A 21,569-nucleotide genomic window follows, 5' to 3' on the forward strand; every position below is an offset into this window, starting at 1 on the left:
CTGGCTGCCGAGAACCCCCTCTACCCCCACCTCTGACGGGAGCGATTCGAAGTGGTACATGCGGTGAACGGTGTCGTGGCGGCGGGGCGCGGGGCCAAGGTGTCGGTCGAGACGATCCTGGTGCCGGATCCCGGACCCGGTGAGGCGCTGGTGAAGGTGCGGGCCTGCGGGGTCTGCCACACCGATCTGCACTACCGGGAGGGCGGGATCAACGACGAGTTCCCGTTCCTGCTCGGGCACGAGGCGGCCGGAGTGGTGGAGGCGGTCGGGGACGGGGTGACCGACCTCGAACCCGGTGACTTCGTGGTCCTCAACTGGCGGGCGGTGTGCGGGTCCTGCCGGTCGTGCCTGCGCGGCAGGCCGCAGTACTGCTTCAACACGCACAACGCGGCGCAGCCCATGACGTTGCGGGACGGCACGCCGTTGTCGCCCGCGCTGGGCATCGGGGCGTTCGCGGAGAAGACGCTGGTGCACAGTGGACAGTGCACGAAGGTGAACCCGAAGGCGCCGGCGGAGGTCGCCGGGTTGCTCGGGTGCGGGGTGATGGCGGGCATCGGGGCCGCGATCAACACCGGTGGCGTGACGCGCGGGGACAGCGTCGCGGTGCTCGGGTGCGGCGGTGTCGGGGACGCGGCGATCGCCGGGGCGCGGCTCGCGGGTGCGCGCACGATCATCGCCGTCGACCTCGACCCGACGAAGCTGGAGTGGGCGACGAAGTTCGGGGCCACGCACACGGTCAACGGCGCGGAACAGGACGTCGTCGAGGCCATCCGGGAGCTCACCGACGGCAACGGCGCGGACGTCGTGATCGACGCGGTCGGGCGGCCCGAGACGTTCGAGCAGGCCTTCTACGCCCGTGACCACGCCGGGCTCGCCGTGCTGGTCGGCGTGCCGACGCCGGACATGAAGCTCGCACTGCCGTTGATCGACGTGTTCAGCCGGGGCGGCGCGGTGAAGTCGTCCTGGTACGGGGACTGCCTGCCCAGCAGGGACTTCCCGATGCTGATCGACCTGTACCTGCAGGGGCGGCTCGACCTCGGCGCGTTCGTCTCGGAGACGATCGGGCTCGGGGACGTCGAGAAGGCGTTCGAGGACATGCACCACGGCCGCGTGCTGCGTTCGGTGGTGGTCCTGTGACCCAGCCGAGAGTGGTGCTGATCGGCGCGGGCATCGTGGGGTGCGCGCTGGCCGACGAACTGACCGCGCGCGGGTGGACCGACGTCACCGTGCTGGAGCAGGGACCGCTGTTCGCCACGGGCGGGTCCAGCTCGCACGCGCCGGGGCTGGTCTTCCAGACCACCGGGTGCAGGACGATGACGTCGTTCGCCAAGTACACCGTCGAGAAGTACACGGCGATGACGCTCGACGACCAGTGGTGCTTCCAGCAGCTCGGCGGCCTCGAGGTGGCGACGACGCCCGAGCGGTGGACGGACGTCAAGCGGCGGCACGGGTGGGCCACGGCGTGGGGCGTCGAGAGCTTCCTGCGCGACCCCGAGGAGTGCGCGCGGCTGCACCCGCTGCTCGACCCGGCGAAGATCCTCGGCGGCTTCCACATCCCGTCCGACGGCCTCGCGAAACCGCTCAGGGCGGCCGAGGCCCAGGCGCGCAGGGCGATGGACCGGGGAGCGAAGTTCCTGCAGCACCAGAAGGTCATCGGCGTCGAACGCACCGGCCGGCGCGTCAAGGCCGTCGTCACGGAGAAGGACACCTTCCCGGCCGACGTCGTCGTGTCGTGCGTCGGCATGTGGGGCCCGCGGATCGGCAGGATGGTCGACCTCGACATTCCGCTGGTGCCGATGGCGCACCAGTACGCGAAGACGGCGCCGCTGCCGTCGTTGAAGGGCGTCAACACCGAGCTGTCCGAGATGTCGACGCCGTTGCTGCGCCACCAGGACGCGGACCTGTACTTCCGCGAGCACGTCGACCGCATCGGCATCGGCGCCTACGGGCACCGGCCCATGCCGATCGACGCCGACGAGATCCTCGACTTCGACGTGGCGCCGACCATGCCGTCCGAGATCGCGTTCACCCCGGAGGACTTCGAGACCTCCTGGGAGGCGGCCGTCGACCTGCTGCCGGCACTGGGCGACTCGAAGGTCGAGGAGGGCATCAACGGCCTGTTCTCGTTCACCCCCGACGGCAACCCGCTGCTCGGCGAACACCCCGGCCTGCAGGGGTTCTGGGTCGCCGAGGCCGTGTGGATCACGCACTCCGCCGGGGTCGCCAAGGCGATGGCCGAGTGGCTGGTCGACGGGCAGCCGAAGATCGACCTGCACGGCTGCGACCTCAACCGGTTCGAACTCGCCCAGCGCTCGCCCGGTTACGTGCACGAACGCAGCTGCCGGGCGTTCGTCGAGGTCTACGACATCCTGCACCCGTTGCAGCCGGCCGAGAAGCCGCGACCGCTGCGCACGAGCCCGTTCTACCAGCGGCAGAAGGAACTCGGCGCGGTGTTCCTGGAGGCGTCGGGCTGGGAGCGGCCGCACTGGTACGAGGCCAACGCGACCCTGCCCGAGGTCGCGGAGATCCCGGAACGCAACGAGTGGGCGTCGAGGTTCTGGTCGCCGATCGCCGGTGCCGAGGCACTGGTGGCGCGCAAGCGGGTCGCCCTGTTCGACATGACGGCGCTCAAGCGGCTGGAGGTCAGCGGGCCGGAGGCGTTGCCGTTCCTGCAGACCATGACCACCAACCAGCTCGACCGCAAGCCGGGTGCGGTCGTGTACACGTTGCTGCTCAACGAGGACGGGGGAGTGCGCAGCGACCTGACCATCGCCCGGCTCGGTGAGCAGCGGTTCCAGGTCGGCGCGAACGGCCCGCTGGACCTCGACTGGCTGCGGCGGCGGTTGCCGCCCAACGGCGGTGTGCACATCGCCGACATCACGCCGGGAACGTGCTGCATCGGCCTGTGGGGGCCGGAGGCGCGCAACCTGTTGCAGCCGTTGACGAAGACCGACTTCTCGCACAGCGCCATGGGGTACTTCAAGGCCCAGGAGGCGTTCATCGGCGAGGTGCCGGTCACCGCGATGCGGCTGTCGTACGTCGGCGAACTCGGCTGGGAGCTCTACACGACCGCGGACATGGGCGCGCGGCTGTGGGACACGCTGTGGGAGGCCGGGCAGCGGCACGGCGTCATCGCGGCGGGCCGCAGCGCGTTCACCAGCATGCGGCTGGAGAAGGGCTACCGCTCGTGGGGCACGGACGTGACCACCGAGCACGATCCGTTCGAGGCGGGGCTCGGGTTCGCGGTCCGGATGAACAAGGGCTACTTCCACGGCCGCAAGGCGCTGGAAGGCAGGTCCGAGGAAACCGTCACGCGCAAACTCACCTGCCTGCTCATCCATGACGACCACCAGGTCGTCATGGGCTCGGAGCCGGTTTTCGCCGGGGGCGTTCCGGCCGGGTACGTCACGAGCGCGGCTCGCGGCTACTCGATCGGCAAGAACATCGCCTACGCCTGGTTGCCCGCGGAGGTGGCCGTCGAGGGCACGCAGGTCGAGATCGAGTACTTCGGTGCCCGTGTCCCAGCGGTCGTGGCGGCGGAACCGCTCTTCGACCCCGAGATGAAGCGGATCCGTTCATGACGCAGACCGAGCTCCCCGGAAGCCTCATCCCGACGCTGCCCGGCCACACCTACACCGACCCGGCGATCTTCGAGCTGGAGCAGCAGAACATCTTCGAACAGATGTGGTTCTGCGCGGTCAGGAGCGCCGACCTACCGGACGCGGGCAACTTCAGGACCGTCCAGGTCGGCCGCGAGAGCGTGCTGATCACCCGCTCGCGCGACGGCTCGCTGCGGGCGTTCCTCAACATCTGCCGGCACCGCGGCGCCAAGCTGTGCGTCGAGGAGTCCGGCACGGTCAAGCGCAACTTCCAGTGCCCGTACCACGCCTGGACCTACGGCCTGGACGGCAAGCTGGTCGCCGCGCCGAACCTCACGTCCATGCCGGACGTCGACCGCGTCGAGTACGGCCTCAAGACCGTGCACCTGCGCGAATGGCTCGGCTACGCCTGGGTGTCGCTCGCCGAGGAGCCCGCGTCGTTCGAGGAGACCGTGCAACGCGACGTCCGCGAACGCCTGGGCAACCTCGACGCGATCGGCAACTACCAGGTCAGCGAACTCGACCTGGGGCGCCGGATCACCTACGACGTCAAGGCGAACTGGAAGCTCATCATCGAGAACTTCATGGAGTGCTACCACTGCGCCACGATCCACCCGGAGCTCACCGAGGTGCTGCCCGAGTTCGCCGACGGGTACGCCGCGCAGTACTACGTCGGGCACGGTGCCGTGTTCGGTGAGGAGATCAAGGGCTTCACGATCGACGGCAGCGAGGGCTTCGACGACCTGCCCGGCGTCGCGTCCGACCAGGAACGCCGGTACTACGCGATCACCGTGCGGCCGCAGGTGTTCATCAACCTGGTGCCGGACCACGTGATCATCCACCGGATGTTCCCGCTGGCCGCCGACCGCACGATCGTCGAGTGCGACTGGCTCTACGCCAAGGACGTCGTCGCGACCGGCAAGGACGTCTCACGGTCGGTGGAGCTGTTCCACCGCGTCAACGAGCAGGACTTCGAGGCGTGCGAACGGTGTCAGCCCGCCATGTCGTCGCGTGCGTACCGCGACGGCGGCGTGCTCGTGCCGTCCGAGCACCACATCGGCGAGTTCCACGACTGGGTGCAGAAGAAGCTGATCAGGGGGACCGACTAGAAGGCGGTACCGCGATGTCCGTCAAACCCGGACCGGAGTTCTTACCCACCACCAGATCCCACACCGACCGCGTCGTCTTCACCGTCTCGGCGGTCGTCGCCGCCGCGTTCCTCGGGTGGGGGATCATCGGCACGAACAGCCTCAGCACCGTCTCGTCGGCGGTGCTGGGCTGGGTCATCCGCAACACCGGCTGGGCGTTCCTGACCGCGGCCACGGGGTTCGTGCTCTTCGCCCTGTGGCTCGCGTTCAGCAAGTACGGCCGCATCCCGCTCGGCCAGGACGGCGAACGGCCGGAGTTCCGCACGATCTCGTGGGTCGCGATGATGTTCAGCGCGGGCATGGGCATCGGGCTGATGTTCTACGGCGTCGCGGAACCGTTGGCGCACTACGTGACACCGCCGCCCGGCTCGGCGCAGGGCGGCACGGACGCGGCGATCGACGTCGCGATGGCGACCTCGCTCTTCCACTGGGCGATCCACCCGTGGTCGATCTACGCGGTCGTCGGGCTCGCCATCGCCTACGGCACGTTCCGGCGCGGCCGCAAGCAGCTGATCAGCGCCGTGTTCGCTCCGCTGTTCGGCGACCACGTGTCGGAGAAGCCGCTGGGCCGGGTGATCGACGTGCTGGCGATCTTCGCGACGCTGTTCGGCTCGGCCGCGTCGCTCGGGCTCGGCGCGTTGCAGATCGGCAGCGGGCTGAAGGCCGGTGGGTTCGTCCGCGAGAACCCCGGCGTGGGCGTGCTGATCGGCATCATCGCGGTGCTGACGGTGGCGTTCGTGGCGTCGGCGTGTTCGGGCGTGGCCAAGGGGATCCAGTGGTTGTCGAACATCAACATGGTGCTGGCGACCGTGCTGGCGGTGTTCGTGTTCCTCGTCGGGCCGACCGTGCTGATCCTCAACCTGGTGCCGGCCGCGATCGGCGACTACTTCCGCGACATGGGCGAGATGGTCTCGCGCTCGGCCGGGACCGGCGGGAACGCCATGGAGACGTGGCTGTCCGGCTGGACGATCTTCTACTGGGCGTGGTGGATCTCGTGGACGCCGTTCGTGGGCATGTTCATCGCCCGGATCTCGCGCGGCCGCACGATCAAGCAGTTCGTGAAGGGCGTGATCCTCGTGCCGTCGGTCGTGAGCCTGGTCTGGTTCTCGATCATGGGCGGGACCGCGATCTCGGTGCAGCGCGGGGGCACCGACCTCGCGGGCGCGGCGAACCCCGAGTCGCAGCTCTTCGGCGTGCTCGGCCAGTTCCCGCTGGCCGCGGTCGCCGGGGTGGTCGTGATGGTGCTGGTGGCGATCTTCTTCGTCTCCGGCGCGGACGCCGCGTCGTTGGTGATGGGCACGTTGTCGCAGCGCGGCACCGACGAACCTCACCGCCGGCTGGTGGTGTTCTGGGGCGTCGCGACCGGTGGCGTGGCCGCGGTGATGCTGCTCGTCGGCGGGGGAGGGGCGACCGCGCTGACCGGGTTGCAGAACCTCACGATCATCGCCGCCGCGCCGTTCGGGCTCGTGATGGTCGTGGCCTGCGTCGCGCTGGTGAAGGACCTGCGCAGCGATCCGCTCGTCTCAGATCAACGCCCGGATCGCGCGCTCGAAACCGACGACGTGTTGTGAGGCGAGCTCGCCCGCCTTCTTCGCGTCCCCGTCGATGATCGCCGTCAGGAGGGGTACGTGTTCGTCGACGTGACCGGCCATTCCGGACAGTCGCGGCAGGAAGACGCACCAGATCCGGGTGGCGAGGTTGTCGTAGGAGATCAGGGTGTCCTCGAGGAACGGGTTGTGCACGCACCCGTAGATGGCGCGGTGGACGCCGACGTCGGCGCGCAACAGCTCCGTGTTGTCGCCCGTCGGCGTCGTGTCGAGCTGCGAGCGGAGGTCCGTGAGCGCGGCGCGGTCCTGCGTCGTGGCGCGCTCGGCCGCGGCTGCGGCGGCGAGGGGTTCCAGCGTCCGGCGCACCTCGGAGATGTGGGAGAGGTCGGAGATGTTGACGTCGGTGGCGAACGTGCCGCGGCGCGGGAAGGCGACGACGAGGCGTTCCTGCTCGAGCCGCTTCAACGCCTCGCGGATCGGGGTGCGGCCGACGCCGAGCTCGGTGCGCAGCCTGTCCTCGTTGATGGGCTCGCCGGGCTTGATCTCCAGCATGACCAGGCGATCTCGCAGCACCACGTACGCCTGCTCGGTGAGCGAGATGGCCGCCGGAACGTCGTTGACCCGTGCGTTCATGTGACCTACTGTAACGCACAGACTGATATATCAGGAGTCGACCAGATGGTGTCACTGGAGGCCTCGCGATGACCAGCCCGCCCGGAGCGCACCTGCCCGAGCACCCGGACTTCCTCTGGGACGACCCGGAGCCGAAGGCGTCCTACGACGTCGTGGTCGTCGGCGGAGGCGGGCACGGCCTGGCCACCGCGTACTACCTCGCGAAGGTGCACGGCATCACGAACGTCGCTGTGCTCGAGAAGGGGTGGCTCGCGGGCGGCAACATGGCCCGCAACACCACGATCATCCGGTCGAACTACCTGTGGGACGAGAGTTCCGGCATCTACGAGCACTCCCTGAAGCTGTGGGAGGGCCTGGAGGAGGACCTCGGCTACCCGATCCTGTTCGACCAGCGCGGCGTGCTGAACCTCGCGCACAGCCTGCAGGACGTGCGCGACAGCGTGCGCAGGGTCAACGCGAACCGCCTCAACGGCATCGACGCGGAGTGGGTGGACCCGGCCGGGGTCAAGGAGATCTGCCCGATCGTCAACACCTCGCCGGACGTCCGCTACCCGGTGCTCGGTGCGACCTACCAGCCGCGCGCGGGCATCGCCAAGCACGACTACGTGGCGTGGGGCTACGCGCGGGCGGCGCACGCGATGGGTGTCGACCTGATCCAGAACTGCGAGGTCACCGGGCTGGAGACGGTCGACGGCCGGATCGCCGCCGTGCAGACCAGTCGCGGCAGGATCTCGGCGGGCAAGGTCGCGTTGTGCGCGGCCGGGCACAGCTCGGTGCTCGCGAAGATGGTCGGGCTGCGGTTGCCGTTGGCCTCGCACCCGTTGCAGGCCCTGGTGTCCGAGCTGCTGGAGCCCGTGCACCCGACGGTCGTGATGTCCAACGCCGTGCACGTCTACGTCTCCCAGGCGCACAAGGGCGAACTGGTGATGGGCGCGGGCATCGACAGCTACAACGGCTACGGGCAACGGGGTTCGTTCCACATCATCGAAGAGCAGATGGCCGCCGCCCTGGAACTCTTCCCGGTGTTCGCGCGGGCGCACCTGCTGCGGACGTGGGCGGGCATCGTCGACGTCAGCCCGGACGCCTCGCCGATCGTGGGCCTGACCCCTGTCGGCGGCCTGTACCTGAACTGCGGCTGGGGCACCGGCGGTTTCAAGGCCACACCCGGTGTCGGCGACTGCTTCGCGCACACCATCGCCCACGACAAGCCGCACCCGTACAACGAGCCGTTCACCCTGGAGCGCTTCACCTCCGGCGCTCTCGTCGACGAGCACGGCGCCGCCGCCGTGGCCCACTAGGAGACCTGCGATGCAACTCATCCCGTGTCCGTGGTGCGGCCCGCGCGAGGAAGCCGAGTTCCACTACGGCGGCCAGGCCCACGTCGCCTACCCCGAGGACCCGTCGGCGCTGAGCGACGAGGAGTGGGCCCAGTACGTGTTCTTCCGGGAGAACCCGAGCGGCCCGTTCGCCGAGCGCTGGAGCCACAGCGCCGGCTGCCGCCGCTGGTTCAACGCCGTCCGCGACACCCGCACCCACGACCTGCTGGCCGTCTACCGCGTGGGCGAGCCGATGCCCGAGGTGACCGCATGACCCACCGCACCCCGACCGGCGGCTCGATCGACCGGAACACGTTGCTGCGCTTCACCTTCAACGGCACCGAGTACACCGGCCACCCCGGTGACACCCTGGCGTCCGCGTTGCTGGCGAACGGCGTGCACTCGATCGGCACCAGCGTGAAGCTCGGCCGGCCGCGCGGCGTCGTGGCGGCGGGCTCCGAGGACCCGACCTCGCTGGTCCAGGTCGAGGCGCCGTTCTCCGAACCCATGCTGCTCGCCACGACCGTCGAGCTGTACGACGGCCTGGTGGCGCGCGGGTTGTCCGGCCAGGGAAGGCTTTCGGCTGAGCCCGACCCGGCCCGCTACGACGCCAAGCACGAGCACTGCGACGTGCTCGTGGTCGGCGCCGGGCCCGCCGGCCTGGTGGCGGCGTTGACGGCCGCCCGTGCCGGTGCCCGCGTGGTGCTGGTGGACGAGCAGAACCAGGCCGGTGGCGCGCTGCTGGGCGTGGACGAGTACCTGGACGACCGGCCGTCCGCCGAGTGGGTCGCGGACGTGGTGGCGGAGCTGAAGTCGACGCCCGGCGTGCTGGTGCTGGAGCGGACCACGGCGTTCGGCATGTACCAGGACGGGTTCGTGCTGGCGTTGCAGAAGCGGACCGACCACCTCGGCTTCGCGGCGCCTGCCGCGGTGGCGCGGCACCGGGTCTGGCGGATCAGGACGCGGCAGACCGTGCTGGCCACCGGCGCCCACGAGCGGCCGGTGGTGTTCGCGGACAACGACCGGCCCGGGATCATGCTGGCGTCGTCGGCGCGGACGTTCCTGCACCGCTACGGGGTGCTGCCGGGCTCGCGGGCGGTGGTGTTCACGACCAACGACTCGGCCTACTGCGCGGCGATCGACCTCGCGGAGTCCGGTGTGGACATCGCGCTGATCGTGGACGCACGGGCGGAGGCACCGGCGCGGCTGTCGACGGAGTGCGCGGCGCGGGGCATCGAGGTCCGCGCCGGGCAGTTCGTCACCGGCACGGAGGGATCGTCTCGTGTCGAGGCGGTGCTGGTCGGGGACCAGCGGATCGCCTGCGACACCCTGCTCGTCTCCGGCGGCTGGAACCCGGTCGTCAGCCTGTTCAGCCAGGCCAGAGGCGCGCTGCGCTACGACTCCGAGCTGGGTGCTTTCGTCCCCGGCGAGGAGTTGCCCACCGTCCGCGTCGCCGGGTCCGCGACCGGCGAGCTCGACCTCACCGCGTGCACCCGCCAGGGCCGCGACGCCGGTGCCGGAGCCGCCCGGGCCGCCGGCTTCACCCCTGGCGGCCAGGTCCCGCTGCCCGCCTCCGACTCCCGCTGCACCGCCCGTTCCGGCCTGGTCCTGTGGCGCGTGCCGGGCTCCGACGACACGAGCTTCGTCGACCTGCAACGGGACTCCACCGTCGCGGACGTGCTGCGGGCGACCGGCGCCGGACTGCGGTCGCTGGAGCACATCAAGCGGTACACGACCATCGGCACCGCCCACGACCAGGGCAAGACGTCCGGCATGATCGCCGCCGGCATCGTCGCCGAAGCGCTCGGCGTGGAGTTGGGTGAGCAGCGGCCCACGACGTTCCGGCCGCCGTACACCTCGGTGTCGTTCGCGGCGCTGGCCGGGCGGGACCGCGGCGAGTTGCACGACCCGGTGCGCGTCACCTCGATCCACCCGTGGCACGTCGAGCACGGCGCGTTGTTCGAGAACGTCGGGCAGTGGAAGCGGCCCTGGTACTACCCGCAGCCGGGCGAGGACCTGCACACGGCCGTGCTGCGCGAGTGCAGGGCGACACGGGAGAGCGTCGGCCTGATGGACGGCTCCACGCTCGGCAAGATCGATGTGCAGGGCCAGGACGCCGGGAAGTTCCTGGACATGCTCTACACCAACCTGATGAGCACGTTGAAGGTCGGCAAGATCCGGTACGGCGTCATGTGCGGCGTGGACGGCATGGTGATCGACGACGGCACGGTGATCCGGGTCGGCGAGGAGCGCTACCTCGTGACCACGACCACCGGCAACGCCGCCAAGATCCTCGACTGGATGGAGGAGTGGCTGCAGACGGAGTGGCCGCACCTCGACGTGCACTGCACCTCGGTCACCGAGCACTGGGCCACGATCCCGTTGGTGGGCCCCAGGTCCCGCGACGTGCTGGCGGCCGTGGCGCCGGACCTCGACGTGTCCAACGAGGCGTTTGAGTTCATGACCTGGCACGACACCACGGTCGCGGGCGTGCCGGCGCGGGTGTGCCGGATCAGCTTCTCCGGTGAGCTCGCGTACGAGATCAACGTGACCGGCTGGCACGGCTTGACGGTGTGGAAGGCGTTGATGGAGGCCGGGAAGCCCTACGGCATCACGCCGTACGGCACCGAGACCATGCACGTGCTGCGCGCCGAGAAGGGCTACCCGATCATCGGCCAGGAGACCGACGCGACGGTGACGCCGCAGGACCTCGGCATGTCGTGGGCGGTGTCGAAGAAGAAGCCGGACTTCATCGGCAAGCGCTCGTTCGCCCGCGCCGAGAACAACCGCTCGGACCGCAAGCAGCTGGTCGGGCTCCTGCCCGTCGACCCCGCGGTGCTACTGCCGGAGGGGTCGCAGATCGTCGAGACCGACCGGCTGCCCGAACCGCCCGTGCGGATGCTCGGCCACGTCACGTCGAGCTACCCGAGCGCGGCGCTGGGCCGCACGTTCGCGCTCGCGCTGGTGCGCTCCGGCCACGACCGCATCGGCGAGACCCTGTACGTGCCCGTCGAGGACGCGCTCGTGCCGGTCACCGTCACCGAATCCGTGCTGTACGACAAGGAAGGAGCCCGTCGTGACGGTTAGTCCCCTCGCCGCCTGGACCGACCGGCTGGCGGCACTCGCTCCCGCGCTGGACGTCACCGAGGTGCCGTTCCGCTCGCAGCTCACCGTCCGGGTGTCCGACCCGGACGCCATCGCGGCGATGGGCGACGCGCTCGGGGTGAGGTTCCCTGCTGTCCCTTGCACTTTCAGCGCGGGCACCGGAGAGTTCGGTGCCGTCGAGGTGCTCTGGCTCGGCCCGGACGAGTTCCTGGTCACGGCCTCACCCGACCTGCAGGTCACGATCGAGGAGGTGTTGCGTGGCGCGCTCCAGGACGTCCGAGGGTCCGTTGTGGACACTTCGGCTCAACGCACGACCGTGGTCCTTCAAGGGCCGCGCGCGCGAGACGTGCTGGCTCACGGATGTTCCGTGGACCTGCACCCGGCTTCGGCTCCCCGCGGCACTTGCGTGCAGACGCTGCTCGCCCGGACGGGGATCGTCCTGCAGGTGAACGACGACGGCTACACGATCCTGGTGCGCTCGTCGTTCGCCGAGTACTTCGCCGCGTGGCTCGCCGACGCGGCCACCGAATACCTGGCGGTGCCGTGATGCCCCAGTTCGTCCTCACCCTGCACTGCCCCGAGCGGGCGGGCATCGTGCATGCCGTGACGTCGTTCCTGGTCGACCACGGCTGCGACATCGTGCAGCACCAGCAGTTCGACGACGACGTGCGCGGCAAGCTGTTCCTGCGCACCGCGTTCTCGTGCGCCGGCACGGACCGCGACTCTCTGGCCGGTGAGTTCGCCGCCGTCGCCACCCAGTTCGAGATGGACTTCGCACTGCACGACGAACGACCGCCGCGCGTCCTCGTCATGGTCTCGAAAGCCGGGCACTGCCTGAACGACCTGCTGTTCCGCTGGCGCGCGGGCAGCCTCGGCGGCGAGATCGCGGCCGTCGTCTCGAACCACCAGGACCTGCGCCCGATGGCGGAGGCGGCCGGGCTCGACTTCGTGCACGTGCCGAACACCGCCGACACCAAGCAGGCCGCCGAGCAGCGCCTGGTCGAACTGGTCGAGCAGTACCAGGCCGACCTGGTCGTGCTGGCCCGCTACATGCAGGTGCTGTCGAACGACCTGTGCGCGAAGCTGGCCGGCCGCGTGATCAACATCCACCACTCGTTCCTGCCGGGCTTCAAGGGCGCGAAGCCCTACCACCAGGCCTACGACCGGGGCGTGAAGTACGTGGGCGCGACGGCCCACTACGTCACCCCGGACCTCGACGAGGGCCCGATCATCGAGCAGGAGGTGCTGCGGGTCGACCACTCCTACGACCCGCGCGCCCTCACCGCCGCCGGCCGGGACGCCGAGGCGCTGGCGCTGTCCCGGGCCGTGCGGTGGCACTGCGAACACCGCGTGCTGCTCAACGGCAACGGCACGGTGGTGTTCCGCTGAGCGCCTACCCACACCCACCCGAGCCAGCCTCACGTTTCCTGCCGCACGCGGGGCCCTCGCGTGCGGTCCCCGCGTGCACTCCGGCAACGTGAAACGCGCTCGCGAAGCGGCGCGGCCGCGGACAGGACTCCCGGCCGAGCGCTCAGACCGCGCCGGTCGACCGCTCAGCCGGGCTCGGTGAACGAGACCGGCTTGCCGGTGGCGCGGGCGTGGGCGATCTCCCGGCTGGTGGACTCGCCGACGTACCCGCCGGGGTTGACCACCAGCACGCGGTCGGCCAGGTCGATCTTGTGCAGGTGCAGGGCGTCCAGCACGGCCTTCTGCTCGGCGGTGACCACCTCGCCGGCTTCACCCGGCGCGACGACGATGACCCCGGCGAACGTCAGCTCCCGGTTGGCCGCGCGCAGTTCGTCCACGAACCGGGCCGAGCCGCAGAGGCAGACGATCTCGGGCCGGTCAGGCACGGGAGTCCGGCAGCCCGGCGTAGTCCGGGAGTTCGGCGCCGTTGATAGCGCGGTCGATCAACGCGGTGAACGCCTCCATGTCGGGCTCCGGCGCGGGTTCGGCCTGGGGCAGCAGGCTGTGCACGTGCATCCGGCCGATCTCCTGGTTGGCCTCGACGAACGCCCGCATGCGTGTTTCGTAGCCCGCGAACCCGGCCCCGGGGTTCCAGTCCGCGGCGGCCAGTTCGCCCGCCAGCAGGTAGGCGCCGACGAGGGCGAGACCCGTGCCACCGCCGGACATCGGCGACGAGCTGGACGCGGCGTCGCCGATGAGCGCCACCCGGCCGGCGGACCAGCGGGGCATGACCACCTGGGCGACCTGGTCGAGGTAGAAGTCCGGGGTGTCGTCGAGGTGCGCGAGGATGCGCCCGGTTTCCCAGCCCATGCCCGCCATCTGCTCGCGCAGCAGGCGTTTCTGGCCCTCGACGTCGCGGAAGTCGACGTCGAAGTCGGCCGCCGGGAACGACATCATGGCCATCGCCCGGCTCTTGTCCTTCAGGGGGCGCAGGCCCGCGGTGCGGCCGGACTCGCGGTCCTGGTGGTCGATCATCCAGCCGTCGATGCCGAACTCGTTGGGCACGCTGTAGAAGGCGAGCACGAGCCCGAGGTGCCGCACGTAGGCCTCACGCGGTCCGAAGACCATGGCGCGCAACGACGAGTGCAGTCCGTCGGCGCCGATCACCAGGTCGAACCGCCTCGTGCCACCGCTCGCGAACGTCACGTCGACGCCGTCCGCGTCCTGGGTGAGTGCGCTGATCCGGTCGTCGAAGACGTACTCGACGTCGTCGCGCGTGTCGTCGTAGAGGAGTTGCGAGAGGTCGCCGCGCAGGATCTCGATGTCGGCGATGTAGCCGTCGCCGCCGTCGTCCTCCGCGCGGTACGTCTCCAGCACCGTGCCGTCGGCGTCCACGGTGTGCGCGCCCGCCGTTTCGGTGCGGGCCGCCCGCACCTGCTCTTCCAGGCCCATCAACCGGATCGCGTCCTTGGCGACGCCGCGCGCGTCCACCGCCTGACCGCCCGGCCGCAGCCCCGGCGCCCGTTCCACCACGGTCACGCCGGCTCCACGCCGCTGCAACCAGTGTGCGAGAGCCGGTCCCGCGATGCTCGCCCCTGCCACCAAGACCTCAGTCACGGTCCGGAGTGTGCGGAGGAAACGACGGTCAAGCCTTGCACATCAACAACTGCGCCTGCAGGAAACGTTCGCTTTCGATCGGTTGGCGGACCATTCGCCCGATCTCGGCGAAACCGGCTTCGCGCGCCAGATCCAGCAGACCGGACGGCGACCAGCGGTAGGCGGGCGTCACCCTGTGGTCGAACTCCACCGGTTCGGGGTCGTCGCCCGCGAAGAACCCGATCAGCGCGTGCCCGCCCGGCCGGAGCACCCGGTGGAACTCCGCGAACACCTTCGGCAGGTCGTGCGGCGGGACGTGGATGACGGAGTAGTTCGCCAGGATTCCGCCGAGAGAGCCGTCCCCGAGGTCCAGCGCGGCCATCGTGCCGACGTCGAACTCCAGGTGCGGGTGGGCCTGGCGGGCGAGGGCGATCATCTCGGGCGAGAGGTCGATTCCGAAGACGTCCAGCCCGAGCCCGTGCAGGTGCGCGGTGAGGTGGCCGGGTCCGCAACCGAGGTCGGCGACCGGGTTCTCGGTGAGTTCGGCGAACGCGGCGAGCATCGCGCGGTCGAGCGGCCGGGTGTCGAGCATGTCGCTGAACAGGTCGGCGTACAGGGACGCGACGGAATCGTAGGGGGTCACAAATGCGACCCTATCGCCCTGATTAATCAAATGTGAGTCCTTTGCTGTTGCCAGTGTTCTGCTGTTGCACCGTCGACGCAAACCTGTTGTGGTGCTTATAGTTCCGCCGTGATTTCCGTTCTCCGTCATCCGGCTTACCGCGCTTTGTTCGGCGCGCAGGTCGTCGCGCTGACCGGAACGGGACTGACGACCGTCGCGCTCGGCCTGCTCGCCCACGACCTGGCCGGTGCGGAGGCGGGCGTGGTGCTCGGTACGGCGCTGGCGATCAAGATGATCGCGTACGTGGCGGTCGCGCCGGTGGCCACGGCGGTGCTCGGTGCGCTGCCTCGTCGCGCGGTGCTGGTGGCGCTGAACCTCGTCCGGGCCGGGGTGGCCGTGGTGCTGCCGTGGGCCGGCGAGGTGTGGCAGGTCTACGCGCTGATCTTCCTGCTGCAGGCGGGATCGGCCGCGTTCACGCCGTTGTTCCAGGCGACGATCCCGGACGTGCTGCCGGACGAGCGGGAGTACACCCGCGCGATCACGTTGTCCCGCATGGCGTACGACCTGGAGAGCCTGCTCAGCCCCGCGCTCGCCGCGGCCGCGCTGGCGGTGGTGAGCTTCCACGAGTTGTTCCTGGGCACGGCGCTGGGGTTCGGCGGTGCGGCGTTGCTGGTGCTGTCCGCGGTCGTGCCACGCCCGGAGGTGGTGCCACGCCGGGGATACGACGCCACGACGCGCGGGATGCGTGCCTATCTGGCCACCGCGCAGCTGCGCGGGTTGCTCGCCGTGCACTTCACGGCCGCCGCGGCGGGGTCGATGGTCTTCGTGAACACCGTGGCGCACGTGCGGGACGGACTCGGGCGGGACGCCTCGGACGTCGCGCTGGCGTTGGCCGCCAACGGTGTCGGATCGCTGGTGGCGGCGTGCGCGTTGCCCCGGCTGCTCGACCGCTACCCGGACCGCGTGGTCGTGCTGCGGGCGGCGGTGACGTTGGCCGGGGTGCTGGGCCTGGGGGCGTTCCTCGCCGGGAGCTGGCCCGTGCTGCTGGTGTTGTGGGCGTTGATCGGCGCCGGGTGCTCGTTCGCTCTCACGCCCGGTGCCCGCCTGCTGAGGCGGTCGGCCGACGGGCCTGACCGGCCCGCGTTGTTCGCCGCGGACTTCGCTTTGTCGCACGTCTGCTGGCTGGTCTGCTATCCGCTCGCCGGATGGGTGGCGACGGCCGCGGGCATTGTGACGGCGTTCGTCGTGCTCGGTGTTCTGACGGCGGTGGGGGCGGGGGTCGCATTCGTGTTGTGGCCCAGGACCGAAAAGTTAAATTCGCAGGTCGCGGGTTTTGCGGAATACGGTTTTCGCACCCTGCCTGCGAAGGAGTTCCACTCATGCGATTGCGCAGCAAAATCATCGCTGCCGCGTGCGGATCGGTCCTGACGCTCTCCGTCGTGCCCAGCGCGGCGGCGGTGCAACCGGACGCCACGGTCCAGCAGAACGAAGCACACCAGCGGTTCGAGGCCCTGTCCTCCGAACTGCGCGGCCAACTGGCCGGGCACTGGTTCGACGCCGCCTCCGGCAAGCTCACCGTCGCGGTGCCGTCCGAGCAGGCCGCCCAGCGCGCCCGCTCCGAGGGGGTCGAGGCCGTGGTCGTGCAGCGCGGTGCCGGCGAACTGGACCGCCTGCTGGCCGAGGTGCGGTCGCACGTCGGCGATGGCGTGCCCGGCGTGTACAGCTGGGGTGTCGACGTGCGCGACAACCAGGTCGACGTCACGGTCAACACGACCAGCAAAACCGAAGCCACCGAACGCTTTCTGACGAAGGTGCGCGCGCTCGGCGACGGCGTGCACATCGTCGAGACGACGTCGCAGCCGCGGCAGCAGGCCGGCACCGTGCAGGCGGGCAGCCCGTGGTGGCCGGGGTCGGAGACGTACTGCTCGATCGGGTTCGCCGCGATGGACGCCAACGGCGGCAAGCACTTCCTCACCGCCGGCCACTGCACGAACGACGCGAACCAGGCCGCCTACGGCCAGTCCGGGCAGCAGAACCGGCTCGGCACGTCGAACGTCGGCGGCACCCGCAGCGTCAACGCCCGCGAAGGCGACATGGGCGTCGTGGCCGTGACCGAGGCCGGCTGGACCCTGTCCCCGTCGGTCAACACGTGGGGCCGGCCCGCCGTCACCGTCACCGGGTCGGCCGAGGCGATGGTCGGCGACCGCGTCTGCCACTCCGGCAACACCTCGAAGTGGCAGTGCGGCGAGGTCAAGTACACCAACAAGGCCGTGGACTACGGCGGCGGCCTGATCATCGAGGGCCTCACCTGGACCACGGCGTGTTCGCTGGGCGGCGACTCCGGCGGCGCCTGGCTCCTCGGCGACAAGGCGGTGGGCCTGCACGACGGCGGCCCGTCGCAGTGCGTCCAGAACCCGACGAACGACGGCGACCTGTCGATCTTCCAGCCGGTCGACGAGGCGCTCCGCAAGTGGAACCTCACCCTCGTCACCGGCGGGGGCGGCGACACCGCGGCCCCCACCGCCCCGGCCACCCCGCGCGCCACCGGCACCACGTCGTCCAGCGTCTCCCTGGCCTGGGACGCCTCGACCGACGACGTCGGCGTCACCGGTTACGAGGTCCTCAACGGCACCACCGTCGCCGCGACCTCCACCGGCACCACGGCCACCGTCGCCGGCCTGACCGCCGACACCCAGTACACCTTCACCGTCCGCGCCCTCGACGCCGCCGGCAACCGGTCGAAGCAGTCGGCCGAGGTCACCGCCCGCACGTCCGGCGACACCGGCGGCGGGCGCACGTTCACCAACGACACGGACTACCCGATCCGCGACTACCAGGTGGCGGTCAGCCCGCTGCGCTCCGCGGCGGCCGGCACCACCAGGAACCCGATCACGGTCACGGTGGACGCCACCCACACCTGCCAGGAAGACCTGAACGTCACGCTGGTCGCCGCGAGCGGCCGCGCGTACCCGCTGATGCGCACGCCGGGTGGCAACTACAGCTGCCACCCGTTCGTGGCGGGCAGGACGTTCACCGTGGTCCCCGGTGCAGGGGAGGCCGCGAGCGGCACGTGGACGCTGCGCATCGGGGACAACGGCCCCGGTGACACGGGCGTCCTGAGCAGCTGGTCGCTCACGGTCTAGGGAGAGAAGAGCGGGTGCGGCCGCCAGGTTCGGCCGCACCCGCTCGCCCCGTCGCTCACCAGGCCCACTCGAACCCGTAACACCCCGGCCCGAACCGCAGCGCCACCCCCAGCACCGACCCGCCCTCGTCCACCCGGACTCCCGCGGTCCGCTCACCCTCGGCGTCCCGCTCCACCCGCCGGACACTGCGCGGCGGCTCGTCGAACGTCACCTCCAGCACGTACTCGTGCACCGGCCGCCGGAACTTCCGCGAGTAGTTCGTGGCCAGGGGATAGGGCGCGGTGTTCTCCAGCGCGTGCTCGGTGATCACCGTCTGCCCCCGCCGCAACGGCGCCCGGAACAGCAGTTCCGCCACCAGCAGTCCCTCAGAAGGCCGCGTCACCACCCGCCCCAGCCGGCAGTTGTGCAGCGGCCGGATCGCCGGCAACGCCCGGTCGTGCTCGTCGAGGTGCAGGATCACCACCCACCGGTCGGGCCCGTCCTCCTCCGCCCGCAACACCTGCCGCGACACGTAGGACCGCTCACCCCGCCCGGCCACCGCCACCCGGTCGTGCTGGCTGATCCGGGTCAGCCGCGAGTCCCAGCGCGTGTCGACGCCGCCGACGACGTCCTCGATCACCGACGGCTCGGGCCAGAACGCGCTGATGCCCGCCACACGCCTCGATCCGCGCAACGCCGGTGCCAACAACGACGACAACGCACCGATCTCCAACTCCAGCACTTCTTCGAGGTGCGTCACGGCCGTCAAGGACGCACGGCGCTCGGGACGGCTGCGACCGGTCTGCCAATAGCTCAACGTGGCCAGGCTGACCGACACGCCGCGGCGGTCGAGGTGCGAACGGATGCGTTCGAGCGACAGGCCGCGCGCCGCGACGGCGGAGCGCAGGACGTCGGCGAAGTCGGGCATCGGGAGCGACATCGTTGTCTCCTCAGTACCGGGTCGCCCGACGCTATCCCCCTGATGGCGCAACGGAAGCCGGGACTTAAAAGTGAAATCGGACAGCCACGCGCGAACCGCGCCGACAACCATCCGAACGACCGGATGCCGCCCGCCGGAACGACAGCTACGGTCGCGTGACCCTGCGATCCCTGCGAAGGAGCCCGACAAGTGCGAAGAAGAAGATCCCTCCTCGCCACGGCCGTGACGGCGTTGGTGGCGACGGCGCTGACCCTCCCTGCATCGGCGTCCGCCCTGGCCGGCTGTTCCGGCACCAACGACGGTGACGTCGCGATCGGCGACAACACGACCGCCGAGTCGTCGATCCTCATCGAGGGCTGCGCCTCCGCGCCGTCCGCGACCGCCACCGTGCCGGTGAAGATCGTGCACACCTACATCGGCGACCTCCAGGTCAGCCTCATCGCCCCGGACGGCTCGGCGTACGTCCTGCACAACCGCTCCGGCGGCAGCGCGGACGACATCGACCAGACCTACACGGTCAACCTGTCGGGCGAGACGTCGAACGGCACGTGGAAGCTGCGCGTCAACGACAACGCCAACAACGACACCGGCCGGATCGACGCCTGGACGCTGAACCTCGGCGGCTCCACGCCCGCGAACGACTTCTCCGTCGCCGTGTCACCGACCTCCGGCACCGTCGCCGCCGGGTCGAACGCCACCACCACCGTGCAGACGCAGACCACCAACGGCCAGGCGCAGACCGTCGCGCTCACCGCCAGCGGCCTTCCGTCGGGCGCCACCGCGTCGTTCAGCCCGTCCTCCGTCCAGACGGGTTCGAACGCGACGCTGACGATCAGCACGACCGCGTCGATCTCGTCCGGCACCTACCCGATCACCGTGAGCGCGGCGGGCAGTGTCACCAGGACCGCGACCTACTCGTTGACGGTCACCGGCGGCACCGGACCGCAGATCCCGGACATCGACATCGCCGCGGTCAAGGCGCACCTGACGCAGTTCGGCACGATCGCCTCGCAGAACGGCGGCAACCGGCGTTCGACGTCGGCCGGCTACCGCGCGTCGGTGGCGTACGTGAAGGACAAGCTCACCGCGGCCGGGTACTCCGTCACCGAGCAGCCCTGCACGAGCGGCTGCACCACCGGCGCCGGTCCCAACGTCATCGCGGAGTGGCCGGGCGGCAACGCGAACAACGTCTACATGTTCGGCGCCCACCTCGACGGCGTGTCCGCGGGCCCCGGCATCAACGACAACGGCTCGGGCTCGGCGGCGCTGCTGGAGACCGCGCTCGTGCTCGCCCAGCGCAACCCGTCGATGACGAACAAGGTCCGCTTCGGCTGGTGGACCGACGAGGAGCAGGGCCTCAACGGCTCGCGCTTCTACGTCTCGCAGCTGCCGTCCACCGAACGCACGAAGATCAAGACCTACCACAACTTCGACATGGTGGGCTCGACCAACGGCGGCTACTTCATCAACAACATCACGTCGGCGCAGTCCGTGCACATGAAGGCGTACTGGGACTCGCTGGGCCTGTCGCCGGAGGAGAACACCGAGGGCCGCAACCGGTCCGACGACGCGTCCTTCACCAACGCGGGCATCCCGGCGTCCGGTTACGCGATGGGCGCGAGCGCCCGCAAGACCGCGGCCCAGGCGACCAAGTGGGGCGGCACGTCCGGCGCGGCGTTCGACCCCTGCTACCACGCGTCCTGCGACACCACCGCGAACATCAGCGACACCCACCTCAACCGCGCGGTCGATGGCATCGCCTACACCCTGTGGAAGTCCGCCGTCGGCACCGGGACGCCGTCGCAGGACTTCTCCGTGTCGGTGTCGCCGGCGTCCGGTTCGGTCGCGGCGGGCTCGTCCGTCTCCGCCACGGTCGGCACGGCCACGGTGAGCGGCTCGGCGCAGACCGTCCAGCTGTCCGCGTCCGGGCTGCCCTCCGGCGCGACCGCCTCGTTCAGCCCGGCGTCCGTCCAAACAGGAGCGAACTCGGCGCTGACGATCAGCACCACCTCGTCCACCCCGGCCGGCACCTACCCGGTGACGATCACCGCGGCGGGCACGGCGAACCGCACCGCCACCTACACGCTCACCGTCACGGGAGGCGGAGGTGGCAGCTGCGCCGGCACCAACCCGAACGACGTGGCCGTCCCGGACGCGGGTGCCGCCGTCGACAGCGACCTCGTCATCTCGGGCTGCTCCGCCACGCCGTCCGCGAGCTCCGTGGTCACCGTGCGGATCGTCCACCCGTACATCGGTGACCTGACGGTCGCGCTCATCGCACCCGACGGCACGTCGTACACGCTGCACAACCGCACCGGCGGTTCCGCCGACAACATCGACCGCACCTTCACGGTCAACCTGTCGAGCGAGACCGCGAACGGCACGTGGAAGCTGCGCGTCCGCGACCTCGCGGCGTCCGACGTGGGCACCATCGACACGTGGGGCCTGAACCTGGCCCCGTAGGCGCGTCGATCCGCACGTCGAGGGCCCCGGCGCACCGGGGCCCCTCGACGTGCAAGTGGTCCTGCCCGGTT

Annotated in this window: 17 protein-coding genes; 12 read left to right on the top strand and 5 right to left on the bottom strand. The window is 70.3% G+C overall.

The features are described from left to right. Positions 1-63: 63 nt before the first annotated feature. Genes QSK25_RS04825 through QSK25_RS04840 form a run of 4 tightly spaced genes read left to right on the top strand, consistent with a single transcriptional unit; the run spans position 64 to position 6,318 of the window. Positions 64-1,137 (top strand): S-(hydroxymethyl)mycothiol dehydrogenase, encoded by a 1,074-nt coding sequence (locus tag QSK25_RS04825; protein ID WP_502881807.1) that lies wholly within the window; start codon positions 64-66, stop codon positions 1,135-1,137. Continuing rightward, positions 1,134-3,581, top strand: a complete 2,448-nt coding sequence (locus QSK25_RS04830) for a GcvT family protein (protein WP_285633508.1) — start codon at positions 1,134-1,136, stop codon at positions 3,579-3,581. Before QSK25_RS04825 ends, QSK25_RS04830 begins: the two co-directional genes overlap by 4 nt. Next, on the top strand, positions 3,578-4,708 hold the full coding sequence (locus QSK25_RS04835) for an aromatic ring-hydroxylating oxygenase subunit alpha (RefSeq protein ID WP_285633511.1): 1,131 nt from the start codon (positions 3,578-3,580) through the stop codon (positions 4,706-4,708). Before QSK25_RS04830 ends, QSK25_RS04835 begins: the two co-directional genes overlap by 4 nt. A 14-nt stretch (positions 4,709-4,722) precedes the next feature. After that, positions 4,723-6,318 (top strand): BCCT family transporter, encoded by a 1,596-nt coding sequence (locus QSK25_RS04840; protein ID WP_285633514.1) that lies wholly within the window; start codon positions 4,723-4,725, stop codon positions 6,316-6,318. Here QSK25_RS04840 and QSK25_RS04845 read toward each other — a convergent pair. Further along, positions 6,271-6,927: a GntR family transcriptional regulator gene (locus QSK25_RS04845; RefSeq protein ID WP_285633518.1), complete on the bottom strand. Its 657-nt coding sequence runs from the start codon at positions 6,925-6,927 to the stop codon at positions 6,271-6,273. The two genes, QSK25_RS04840 and QSK25_RS04845, sit on opposite strands and share 48 nt — an antisense overlap. A gap of 68 nt (positions 6,928-6,995) precedes the next feature. On the opposite strand from QSK25_RS04845, the gene QSK25_RS04850 reads away from it, so the two are divergent. Genes QSK25_RS04850 through purU form a run of 5 tightly spaced genes read left to right on the top strand, consistent with a single transcriptional unit; the run spans position 6,996 to position 12,737 of the window. After that, positions 6,996-8,225, top strand: a complete 1,230-nt coding sequence (locus QSK25_RS04850) for a sarcosine oxidase subunit beta family protein (protein ID WP_285633521.1) — start codon at positions 6,996-6,998, stop codon at positions 8,223-8,225. Between the two features lie 10 nt (positions 8,226-8,235). Then, positions 8,236-8,517, top strand: coding sequence for a sarcosine oxidase subunit delta (locus QSK25_RS04855; protein ID WP_285633522.1), 282 nt, complete (start codon positions 8,236-8,238; stop codon positions 8,515-8,517). Next, positions 8,514-11,330: a 2Fe-2S iron-sulfur cluster-binding protein gene (locus tag QSK25_RS04860; protein ID WP_285633524.1), complete on the top strand. Its 2,817-nt coding sequence runs from the start codon at positions 8,514-8,516 to the stop codon at positions 11,328-11,330. Before QSK25_RS04855 ends, QSK25_RS04860 begins: the two co-directional genes overlap by 4 nt. Then, positions 11,320-11,895, top strand: a complete 576-nt coding sequence (locus tag QSK25_RS04865) for a sarcosine oxidase subunit gamma (RefSeq protein ID WP_285633525.1) — start codon at positions 11,320-11,322, stop codon at positions 11,893-11,895. The genes QSK25_RS04860 and QSK25_RS04865 overlap by 11 nt, the downstream gene beginning before the upstream one ends. After that, on the top strand, positions 11,895-12,737 hold the full coding sequence (gene purU / locus QSK25_RS04870) for a formyltetrahydrofolate deformylase (protein ID WP_285633526.1): 843 nt from the start codon (positions 11,895-11,897) through the stop codon (positions 12,735-12,737). Before QSK25_RS04865 ends, purU begins: the two co-directional genes overlap by 1 nt. A gap of 164 nt (positions 12,738-12,901) precedes the next feature. Here purU and QSK25_RS04875 read toward each other — a convergent pair whose 3' ends face one another. From QSK25_RS04875 to QSK25_RS04885, 3 genes are read right to left on the bottom strand one after another with little or no spacing between them, the layout of a single operon-like run. Next, positions 12,902-13,201, bottom strand: coding sequence for a hypothetical protein (locus QSK25_RS04875; protein ID WP_285633527.1), 300 nt, complete (start codon positions 13,199-13,201; stop codon positions 12,902-12,904). Beyond that, on the bottom strand, positions 13,194-14,372 hold the full coding sequence (locus tag QSK25_RS04880; protein ID WP_285633530.1) for an FAD-dependent monooxygenase: 1,179 nt from the start codon (positions 14,370-14,372) through the stop codon (positions 13,194-13,196). Before QSK25_RS04880 ends, QSK25_RS04875 begins: the two co-directional genes overlap by 8 nt. Positions 14,373-14,400: 28 nt before the next feature. Then, positions 14,401-14,943, bottom strand: a complete 543-nt coding sequence (locus tag QSK25_RS04885; protein WP_285635225.1) for a class I SAM-dependent methyltransferase — start codon at positions 14,941-14,943, stop codon at positions 14,401-14,403. A gap of 159 nt (positions 14,944-15,102) precedes the next feature. Between QSK25_RS04885 and QSK25_RS04890 the strand changes: the two genes are divergently transcribed. Both QSK25_RS04890 and QSK25_RS04895 read left to right on the top strand, forming a co-directional pair. Beyond that, positions 15,103-16,401 carry an MFS transporter gene (locus QSK25_RS04890; protein ID WP_285633533.1) on the top strand — a complete coding sequence of 433 codons (1,299 nt, stop codon included), beginning with the start codon at positions 15,103-15,105 and terminating at the stop codon, positions 16,399-16,401. Then, a complete protein-coding gene (locus QSK25_RS04895) occupies positions 16,353-18,116 on the top strand; it encodes a proprotein convertase P-domain-containing protein (RefSeq protein WP_285633536.1) in 1,764 nt (587 codons plus the stop codon). The genes QSK25_RS04890 and QSK25_RS04895 overlap by 49 nt, the downstream gene beginning before the upstream one ends. 55 nt (positions 18,117-18,171) lie before the next feature. Here the strand turns inward: QSK25_RS04895 and QSK25_RS04900 are convergent, their stop codons facing one another. Further along, a complete protein-coding gene (locus QSK25_RS04900) occupies positions 18,172-19,035 on the bottom strand; it encodes an XRE family transcriptional regulator (RefSeq protein ID WP_285633539.1) in 864 nt (287 codons plus the stop codon). 189 nt (positions 19,036-19,224) lie between these two features. Between QSK25_RS04900 and QSK25_RS04905 the strand changes: the two genes are divergently transcribed. Then, positions 19,225-21,498 carry a proprotein convertase P-domain-containing protein gene (locus tag QSK25_RS04905; protein WP_285633542.1) on the top strand — a complete coding sequence of 758 codons (2,274 nt, stop codon included), beginning with the start codon at positions 19,225-19,227 and terminating at the stop codon, positions 21,496-21,498. The last annotated feature ends 71 nt before the right edge of the window (positions 21,499-21,569 follow it).

This window comes from Lentzea sp. NBRC 102530 (assembly GCF_030269365.1).
Lineage (GTDB): Bacteria > Actinomycetota > Actinomycetes > Mycobacteriales > Pseudonocardiaceae > Lentzea.

Coding starts and splice junctions, on each gene's coding strand:
- QSK25_RS04835 (WP_285633511.1), top strand. CDS start 3,578: ATGACGCAGACCGAGCTCCCCGGAAGCCTCATCCCGACGCTGCCCGGC.
- QSK25_RS04840 (WP_285633514.1), top strand. CDS start 4,723: ATGTCCGTCAAACCCGGACCGGAGTTCTTACCCACCACCAGATCCCAC.
- QSK25_RS04845 (WP_285633518.1), bottom strand. CDS start 6,927: ATGAACGCACGGGTCAACGACGTTCCGGCGGCCATCTCGCTCACCGAG.
- QSK25_RS04850 (WP_285633521.1), top strand. CDS start 6,996: ATGACCAGCCCGCCCGGAGCGCACCTGCCCGAGCACCCGGACTTCCTC.
- QSK25_RS04855 (WP_285633522.1), top strand. CDS start 8,236: ATGCAACTCATCCCGTGTCCGTGGTGCGGCCCGCGCGAGGAAGCCGAG.
- QSK25_RS04860 (WP_285633524.1), top strand. CDS start 8,514: ATGACCCACCGCACCCCGACCGGCGGCTCGATCGACCGGAACACGTTG.
- purU (WP_285633526.1), top strand. CDS start 11,895: ATGCCCCAGTTCGTCCTCACCCTGCACTGCCCCGAGCGGGCGGGCATC.
- QSK25_RS04885 (WP_285635225.1), bottom strand. CDS start 14,943: ATGCTCGACACCCGGCCGCTCGACCGCGCGATGCTCGCCGCGTTCGCC.
- QSK25_RS04895 (WP_285633536.1), top strand. CDS start 16,353: ATGCGATTGCGCAGCAAAATCATCGCTGCCGCGTGCGGATCGGTCCTG.
- QSK25_RS04900 (WP_285633539.1), bottom strand. CDS start 19,035: ATGTCGCTCCCGATGCCCGACTTCGCCGACGTCCTGCGCTCCGCCGTC.